Origin of the sequence: Vibrio sp. JPW-9-11-11 (assembly GCF_013369335.1) — a bacterium.
Taxonomy (GTDB): Bacteria; Pseudomonadota; Gammaproteobacteria; order Enterobacterales; family Vibrionaceae; genus Vibrio.
The window spans coordinates 1-8,051 of the sequence record NZ_SZQJ01000016.1 but is presented as its reverse complement, the minus strand read 5'-3'; the positions used below and the strand labels follow the sequence as shown (position 1 = coordinate 8,051).

The 8,051-nt window shown below is 41.6% G+C and carries 9 protein-coding genes and 1 pseudogene; 9 read left to right on the top strand and 1 reads right to left on the bottom strand.

What is annotated here, in order from left to right; translation table 11 throughout:
• The first annotated feature begins 737 nt into the window (after window positions 1–737).
• Complete coding sequence (locus FCU94_RS15505) at window positions 738–1,250, top strand: hypothetical protein (RefSeq protein WP_138937917.1); 513 nt, start codon at window positions 738–740, stop codon at window positions 1,248–1,250.
• A gap of 199 nt (window positions 1,251–1,449) precedes the next feature.
• Here the strand turns inward: FCU94_RS15505 and FCU94_RS15500 are convergent, their stop codons facing one another.
• The gene (locus FCU94_RS15500) at window positions 1,450–1,611 is read right to left on the bottom strand and encodes a hypothetical protein (protein ID WP_176289409.1); all 162 of its coding nucleotides are present in this window, start codon (window positions 1,609–1,611) and stop codon (window positions 1,450–1,452) included.
• A gap of 353 nt (window positions 1,612–1,964) precedes the next feature.
• Here FCU94_RS15500 and FCU94_RS15495 point away from each other — a divergent pair, with 353 nt between their 5' ends.
• The 8 genes and pseudogenes from FCU94_RS15495 to FCU94_RS15450 all read left to right on the top strand — a co-directional run.
• Window positions 1,965–2,399 (top strand): GNAT family N-acetyltransferase, encoded by a 435-nt coding sequence (locus FCU94_RS15495; protein ID WP_176289408.1) that lies wholly within the window; start codon window positions 1,965–1,967, stop codon window positions 2,397–2,399.
• A gap of 1,174 nt (window positions 2,400–3,573) precedes the next feature.
• Complete coding sequence (locus FCU94_RS15485; protein WP_176289407.1) at window positions 3,574–4,293, top strand: hypothetical protein; 720 nt, start codon at window positions 3,574–3,576, stop codon at window positions 4,291–4,293.
• 142 nt (window positions 4,294–4,435) lie between these two features.
• Window positions 4,436–5,053: a LysE family translocator gene (locus FCU94_RS15480; protein WP_176289406.1), complete on the top strand. Its 618-nt coding sequence runs from the start codon at window positions 4,436–4,438 to the stop codon at window positions 5,051–5,053.
• A 142-nt stretch (window positions 5,054–5,195) separates the two neighbouring features.
• The gene (locus FCU94_RS15470; protein ID WP_176289405.1) at window positions 5,196–5,567 is read left to right on the top strand and encodes a RidA family protein; all 372 of its coding nucleotides are present in this window, start codon (window positions 5,196–5,198) and stop codon (window positions 5,565–5,567) included.
• Window positions 5,568–5,765: 198 nt separating this feature from the next.
• The gene (locus FCU94_RS15465; RefSeq protein WP_176289404.1) at window positions 5,766–6,281 is read left to right on the top strand and encodes a DUF6933 domain-containing protein; all 516 of its coding nucleotides are present in this window, start codon (window positions 5,766–5,768) and stop codon (window positions 6,279–6,281) included.
• A 135-nt stretch (window positions 6,282–6,416) separates the two neighbouring features.
• Window positions 6,417–6,890, top strand: a complete 474-nt coding sequence (locus FCU94_RS15460; RefSeq protein WP_176289403.1) for a GrpB family protein — start codon at window positions 6,417–6,419, stop codon at window positions 6,888–6,890.
• Window positions 6,891–7,032: 142 nt separating this feature from the next.
• Window positions 7,033–7,605, top strand: coding sequence for a hypothetical protein (locus FCU94_RS15455; protein WP_176289402.1), 573 nt, complete (start codon window positions 7,033–7,035; stop codon window positions 7,603–7,605).
• A gap of 217 nt (window positions 7,606–7,822) precedes the next feature.
• A pseudogene (locus FCU94_RS15450) lies at window positions 7,823–8,011 on the top strand (helix-turn-helix domain-containing protein); the annotation flags it as partial.
• Window positions 8,012–8,051: the final 40 nt, after the last annotated feature.

Genomic DNA, 8,051 nt, shown 5'->3' with positions numbered 1-8,051 from the left:
TTCAAGCAGACCCTCAACGCTCGGCGATTTTGGTTTGCGTCGGGTTTGGTGTTGCCGAGCAATGCGGAAGGTTAGTCAGTGCGTTTCGGGCTACTTAATTGGGCGTTATACGCCAGATGAAGAAAGTCTAAAATTTCGGGGTAATATTTCGGATTTTCGGTGTTAAATTCAGGTTTTTCTCGCCACAAATTGTAGTTTCGTTTTTCTGAACCTTGCTTCAGTTCTGGTCTGTCATTTGTCGGTGGTTGTCTTCTTTGGTGCTGGTTGTGCGGGTCAGCCCAGGCTGTGTTTTTCGCTGAGATTCAGCTCTGTGAATTTGCCTTTCTAAAAGCTGATTTACTTGCTGAAAGGGCGTTTTCTCTGGTGTGGTGAGTTCACGTGGTTTCAGTGAGTTTGTGGAAAGTCCTCATTGTGAAATTGTCTTTCCAAAAGTGCTTTTTGGTGTTGCTAGTCCGTTTTCTGCGGCGCGGTTTGTTCCAAGTGGTTTCAGTGGCAAGTCGTTGTAAGTCTAAGTCTGACTTAAGTGCATCAAAGCACATAAAAATCATGGTTTCAAAGTAGGGCTTGTCGTAGAATTTTGGCTTTAACGTCCATGCGTATAACAAAGCGTTTAAGAGGGATTTGGCACGCGTGGCATTTTTAATATGCGTTGGGTTCAGTGTTTACGGCGCTTTGCAGATACTTTTGTATTGCGTGCCTTCACCCCTTAACGCGGCGTTATACAAATGGAGTGATAAATGAACTCGTGGCTGGACTTTGAGCATAGATTTCGAACATTAGCACCTGTACTTCAATATCATCGATTGGATGATCAAACTGGAGCAGCAGGAGAGTGGTGGCGTGTCGCTGGTCAACCTTGCAAATCAGTCGAGGAGTTTGAGTTACTCTGTGAGTTAGCAGGTGAGCAGTTAATCGAGTTACTAAAGTCGGAAAGTGAATATGGAAATATCATTTCTGGTGAGAGACCTCAATGGGCATGGTACAGAATGCTTAAAAAGCATACTTCATCATATGAAATTGGCACGTCTGGGTACGAAATAGACGAAAATGGCTCTAAGAATTGGATACATACAGGCACGCTCTACCATATCGGGGAGTCTTCGGCTAATTTAGCGTTGTGGTTAAATACTAAATATCCCATACCATTAAAAGTTAAAGATGTTTGGTACAAGCGTTTGTACCGCGATTACGGTAAGGAAATCCTTATTGGATTAATTGTCGCGATATTAGGTAGCTTTTTTGCGCTGTAATCATTTGTATAACAAAGCATTTAAGAGTGATTCGCAACGCTTGGCAGTTTCGCTTCGCTCAAGTATAGCCAATCGTCGCTCACACCTTAATGCGGCGTTATGTTTACTTGTATTTCAAAGGCTTAAAGGTCTTAGGCTCTAGTTCTTTGTCCCTCTGGCCATTCGTCCTTAGTAGACTCAGCAAATCCGCATTGTCGGTCTAAGTTCTTGAATTTCTAAGCCCGTAAAACATGCCAATGTTCGCGGGTTGCTTCATTGTCAGGTCGTGGCGGTTGGCTTCGGGTTTTACTGGCTTAAAGTCGCTTTCAGGTTCATAGCCAAGCAGTATTTCGGCTTGGCAGTTGCCTCGGCAATTTGCCATTGTCTTACGCTTTGGTTGGAAAGATAGGGCGCTTGTTGTTACTCGGTCGGGTTGCCTCATTGGGCAGGGAAGTGGAATTACTTGTTTTAGGTTGGTCGCCCTTGGTGGCCAAGTTGGCTCTTCCCTTGTGGTTCACTTCAGAAAACTAGTGAGAAATAGCAGTTCTTTCTCAAGTAAATCATGTGTTTGTGGTAAAACATAACAAACAATTCAACAGTGATTCGCAACGCTTGGCGCTCTCACTTCGGGTTGAATTTGGTGTTTACGGCGCAGCATTCAAGTTCAGTGTTTGCGCTGCTCACACGTTAATTGGGCGTTATAAGCTATCCGTAGTTGTAGGTTTGGAGAGTTAGGTGTACGAAACCCGTAAAGCTGAAAATAGTGACTATGAGTTCCTATTCGAACTTAAGAAATCAGCAGAATTTGAACCAATCAAAGCTGTATTTGGTTGGGACGAAAGTGTTCAAAGAGAAATTCATCACAATGAGTGGGGCGAAGAAAAGCCAACCATAATCGAAGTCGATGGAGTCGCAGTGGGCAGTTACTTGGTGCAGTGCCATTCTGAGCATCTGTACTTTGGTCGCTTTTTCCTATTACCAGAATATCAGGGTAAAGGAATTGGTAGCCAAGTATTAAAAGCGGTTACTGAGCTTGCTGAACAAAAGTCGTTACCGATAAAGCTTTGCTACTTGCAAGGAAACCGAGTAGGGCAACTTTACAAAATGTTTGGCTTTGAGGTTACAAGGCAGGATGAGCAGTTCGTGCACATGCTCAAACCACGCTTATAACAAAGCATTTAAGAGTGATTCGCAACGCTTGGCGCTTTCGCTTCGCTCAAGTATAGCCAAGCGCCGCTCACACCTTAATGCGGCGTTATACGTAATGAGAGTATGAAGATATATTTATTGGTAGCAACACTGCTTCAACTGACTCTACTGAGTTTTTCGAAATATTATGGTTCTATTGCGAATGACGTACTTAAAAGCGCAGTAGAAATACAAAGCTCTAATCTTCTATCTTCACTTGATAAGTTCCAGTATTACAGTGACCTAGATGATTATTTAGGCTATGTTTCCGCCACAATTTGGGTGATGGTTGTAGTAGTCACAAAGTTGAAAAATGTATCAAGCACCAATATGGCAAATTTGGCTATTTGTTTACCGCTGTTATTTCATATGGTTTTGATGGCTATTTAGCACAAAATTTTGGTGGTGAAATAACAAGCAGTAATAATTGGAAATTACGTATAACAAACAATTTAAGAGTGATTCAGCACGCGTGGCATTTTTGGTATGCGTTAGTTTTGGGTGTTGAAGTGCCATGCGGTAGCTTGGTCATTGCGTGCTTCACACCTTAATTGGGCGTTATGTTTACTTGTCTTTCAGTGGCTTAAAGCTTCTTCGATCTATGTTCTTTGTCTCTTTGACCATTCGTTCGAGTTTCTTCAGCAAATCTACATTGTCGGCCTAAATCCTTGAATTTCTCAGCCCGTAAAACATGCCAATATTCGTGGGTTGCTTCATTTTCAGGTCATGGCGGCTGGTTTTAAGTTTCACTGGCTTTAAGGCGCTTTCAGCGTATTTGCCAAGTAGCATGTCTGCTTGGCAGTTGCCTCGGCAATTTACCATTGTTCTGCGCTGTGGTTGGAAAGAGAGGGCGCTTGTTGAGGCGAAGTCGGGTTGCCTCATTGGGCAGGGAAGTGGACTTACGCGCATGGTGTTTCGTGCATTTGGCGGCCAAGTGAGTGTGAGCTTGTGATTCACTTCTTGAAATGTGGTCAACAACGCAGTTCTTTGCCAAATAAATCAGTCATTTGTGGTAAAACATAACAAACAATTCAAGCAGACCCTCAACGCGTGGCACTTTTGGTTTGCGTCGGGTTTTGTGTTTACGGCGCAATGCGGAAGGTGAGCTAGGGCGTTTCGGGCTACTTAATTGGGCGTTATATTTACAGAGGAATGTATGGAAAATTCGAAGGCAATTGATAGTATCCCAAAGTATATAAGCACTTTAGTACCAGCGATACTCTCACTATCAGTTGTTTATGACTTAGGTTTTTTTAGTGGATTTGGTCTCACTTTTTCTGAGGTGCCGACGACAATTTCAGATCATTTACGCAGCTCTTTGATTTGGCTGCCCGCTGCAATTCTTTGTGTGTTTTTTGTCACAGTTGTTGAGCTGTTTACAAGTAGAGTAGAACAAGGAAAGTCCGAATCAGAAATTATTAATGGTTCTCCAAACCCAGAGCGAACAGCTTTATTTAGAAAATCACCAATTTATCTAATAACAGCTATCACTATCGCGATTCCCTTTGCCTCATTTTTGGGTGTTGAAATTCCTCTTACGGGGTGGCAGTTTTTCTTTATAGCAATATGGTTTTTGTTTCATAATTTCGTGTTTGGTCACGAGCGGATTTTTTCTCAAACTCCTAGAGCTTTGTGGGTTACGTCTCGTTGGATTCCTGCTGTAGTTTTATGGGTTTTATTTGCAGGCTTACTTTCTGCTAAAAAAGCCATTGATGATCCTGAAACTGTAAAAATAGAGTTATCTGATAAGGTTGTTGAGCGGGTTGTGTTAAGAGCATATGATAAGTTCTACCTCGTTTATAACCCAAAACAAGAAGTCGTTTCTGTACTTAATGCGGGAGAGGTAAAATCAATAGATTCGTCGTCTCGCAAGTAAATATAACAAACAATTTAAGAGTGATTCAGCACGCTTGGCATTTTTGGTTTGGGTCTAGTTCCGTGTTTACGGTGTTCAAATTAAGTTCTGTGGTTGCGTGCTTCACACCTTAATTGGGCGTTAGTTTTATGGAGGAAATATTGTGGAAATCTGGAAGTTATTGTTCTTTATACCTGCGTGTTTTGCGCTCAATATGACTCCTGGTCCAAACAATCTATTGTCCATGAACAATGCTCGTTGTTACGGTTTCAAGTCCGCTTTTATTGCGGGACTTGGTCGTATCGCTGCGTTCGCTGTAATGATTGCCTTGGCTGCTTCTGGTTTAGCAGTCATTCTCTATGCTTCTGAGACTCTATTTCTAACGATTAAAACTGTGGGCGCGGCTTATTTGTTGTGGATTGCCTTTAATCTTTGGCGTTCGGAAGCAAGTCCTGTTTCTGAACTAGAAAATACTCGCAACCGATTAGGTTTAGCTAAACAAGAATTTTTACTAGCCGCCGGTAATCCAAAGGCGATCTTAATCTTTACCGCCTTTCTACCACAGTTCGTCAATGTTTCAGCGAGTGTAAATGAACAGTTCTTCGCTTTAGGGGCTACGTTCTTAATTTTAGAAATGGGTGCAATATCGATTTATGCGGTCTTTGGGATGTACTTAAGGCAGTGGTTTACGAAGCCGAAAATGGCAAAGCGCTTCAATAGAGGTTGTGCAACTTTTTTGGCTATGTCTGGAGCAAGCTTGTTACTGAGTCGCCAGCAATAAAACTAACAAACTGTTTAAGAGTGATTCGCAACGCGTGGCATTTTCAATATGCGTTGATTTTAGTGTTTAAGGTGGTATGCGGCGGCTTTGGTATTGCGTTGCTCACACCTTAACAGGGCGTTATGTTCTAGGGAGAAATCAAGTGGTTGAACGGATTACTTACGAAAGCTTACCTCAAATCGCAGGACCTTATGTCCATGCAACAAAGCACAATAAAACGCTTTATATATCAGGGCTTACAGCTTATGGAACAGAAGCTCAAACCTTTGGTCTGACAGAGCAAGCTAAAGAGATCTTGGAGCAAATCTCAGAAGTCCTTAGGTTAGAGAAACGTTTAAAAAGCGATCTGGTGAAACTGACAATTTTTGTTCGTGACATGTCAATGTTAGGCAGCATCCGAGAGCTACTTTTCAGTTTCTATGACGGCAATTTACCAGCATGCTCACTGGTAGAAGTATCCAAGCTAATTCACGCGGATTTACATATAGAAATTGAGGCCGTCGTAGCGCTGTAAGTACGAACATAACAAGCAATTTAAGAGGGATTCTCAACGCTTGGCATTTTTGCTTCTACTTCAAATTTAGTGTTTATGGCACAATGCTTTAGGTTTGGGTGGAGACGTTGTTCACCCCTTAATTGGGCGTTATGTTGCAATCAGGCTTTGCACACATTATCGTAGCTGAAAGTAACGATAAATCAGGATATTACGTTTATGTACCAGTTGCGATGCACAAAAAAAGTTCAGGATGCATTAGGCTTAAAGCCCGCAGATTTAACTGAAGTCCAAGATGAAAATTTCACCATAGGTAATTGGTATGTAAACCTTTTTACGGCTGACCGTAGAAAGTGCCTAGTATTCATGGAAGAGAAAACTTTGATGTCGTTTGTACTTGTCGGTTATAGAAAAGAGCACGCAAAAGACATAGGCAAAATTTTCAAAAATGGTGTTTTACAGCTGCTTGAACTAGAAGGTTCTCCTCCTGAAATTACCGAAGCTTATGAGAAAGCGCCAGAGAATGTACTTTTTACAAAGACAGCAAGCAAAAAGCTACTGGGTAACATGAACGACGTTCTAAGTGGCTACGAACACTTTATTTATACTGATGGCGGGTTAAAGTACTGTGATTTCACAAATGCAACATTACGTATAAATAGGACACCGCAGAGAACTTTGGAATGGACCTTTCCAATAGAAGCCTTACATAAGCTCTTTGGCACAGCAACATAACAAACAATTTAAGAGTGATTCAGCACGCTTGGCATTTTCGGTTTGGGTTAAGTTTAGTGATTAAGGTGTTCAAATTGAGTGCTGTGGATGCGTGCTTCACACCTTAATTGGGCGTTATGCCTTTTGGGAGAAAATATGCAGTTTTACAAAGCAGATGAGTATCAGGCATCTTGTGAAAACCTCTATCGTAAATACGAACTTCAGATAGCTGCTTTACTTCCAGGCGCAACAATTGAGCATATTGGAGCTTCTTCTATCCCTAATGCTGTATCTAAGGGAGACCTAGACATACTTGTTGGTGTTAACGGTAACGAGCTAGAAAAAGCAGTGAAGTTACTTTCTACTTTAGGTTTCAACGAAAAGTCCAATACGTTAAGAACTCCCGAGCTTTGCATGCTGGAAAATAGCTCAGGTGAAGATGTCGCTTTTCAAGTCGTGGCGATTGGCTCAGAGTTTGACTTCTTTGTGGGGTTTAGGGACAAACTCCGTGAAAGCCCCGAGTTGGTTCAACAATACAATGAACTAAAAATGTCTTGTACAGGTTGGTCTCACGAAGAGTATCGTCGAAAAAAATCAGCTTTTATTGAGCACGTTTTAGGACAGGCATAACAAGCAATTTAAGAGGGATTCTCAACGCTTGGCACTTTTGCTTCTACTTCAAATTTAGTGTTTATGGCACAATGCTTTAGGTTTGGGTGGAGGCGTTGTTCACCCCTTAATTGGGCGTTATGAGTATGAGGTAAGGGTTAATATGTCATCAATTTTTCCTACAGGAATTGAAGTATCAAATCATTTCTTCCACGATGCTTTAGATTTTAGCCAGAGATATAACTTTTGTATAAATAACGAGGAATACGATTTTTTTGCTTCTAAGTCCAAGCGCTCAAAAATGTTTATTGACTTGCGGATGGGGATGGAAGCGATCCTCAAATCACTAGTATGTTATTTTTTACATGATGAACGAAAAGGAAAAAATTTAGTTAACTGGATCGAGAAGCACGGTCACTGCCTAACCAAAATGTGGGCAAAGTTGTCAAATTTTATTCCTAACGAAATGTATGTGAATCACACATTAGGTATTCAACAGATGGATAAACTTCCAGTCGGGCTCAGGTATCGTTATGACGCTTGGAGTTTTAGAGGTGCAAAGCAAGACTTGTATTACCAAACTGTTGGCAGTGATTTATGGTTGCAGAATATGGCAACTGCTTTAACTGAGTTGATAGAGTTAGCAAATCGTCATCTTTCTAGTCACTCTCGAGTTGTTTCTGTTGCCGACACATTTGAAGAGATATTCGGAGAGCGCTACGAAAAATACTCATAACAAACAATTTAAGAGGGATTCCCAACGCTTGGCATTGTTGGTTCTATTTCAAGTTAAGTGTTTATGGCACAATGCTTTATGTTTGGGTGGTAGCGTTGCTCACCCCTTAATTGGGCGTTATATGCCTTGGATTCAAGTACGAAGTGCGACACCTCTGAACATAAAAACAGTAAGGTGCGATAATCATGAACTTTGCTCCCGCCAAGAAGTAAAAAACATGAAATACACGCACCTCACTGAGAACGAAAGGTATATGATTTCTGCACTCAGAAAGCAAGGAATTAGTACCGCTGAAATAGCTAAACAACTGGGTCGTCACAAAGCCACTATCTATCGAGAAATTGAACGCAATTGTCGTTACAACAAGTTCTTCGATAGGTACTCATATCAACCAGAGCGGGCACAGTAAATGGCGCGTAACCGGCTGAGTCGTTCACGCCGAAATA

Coding starts and splice junctions, on each gene's coding strand:
- FCU94_RS15505 (WP_138937917.1), top strand. CDS start 738: ATGAACTCGTGGCTGGACTTTGAGCATAGATTTCGAACATTAGCACCT.
- FCU94_RS15500 (WP_176289409.1), bottom strand. CDS start 1,611: ATGGCAAATTGCCGAGGCAACTGCCAAGCCGAAATACTGCTTGGCTAT.
- FCU94_RS15485 (WP_176289407.1), top strand. CDS start 3,574: ATGGAAAATTCGAAGGCAATTGATAGTATCCCAAAGTATATAAGCACT.
- FCU94_RS15465 (WP_176289404.1), top strand. CDS start 5,766: ATGTACCAGTTGCGATGCACAAAAAAAGTTCAGGATGCATTAGGCTTA.
- FCU94_RS15460 (WP_176289403.1), top strand. CDS start 6,417: ATGCAGTTTTACAAAGCAGATGAGTATCAGGCATCTTGTGAAAACCTC.
- FCU94_RS15455 (WP_176289402.1), top strand. CDS start 7,033: ATGTCATCAATTTTTCCTACAGGAATTGAAGTATCAAATCATTTCTTC.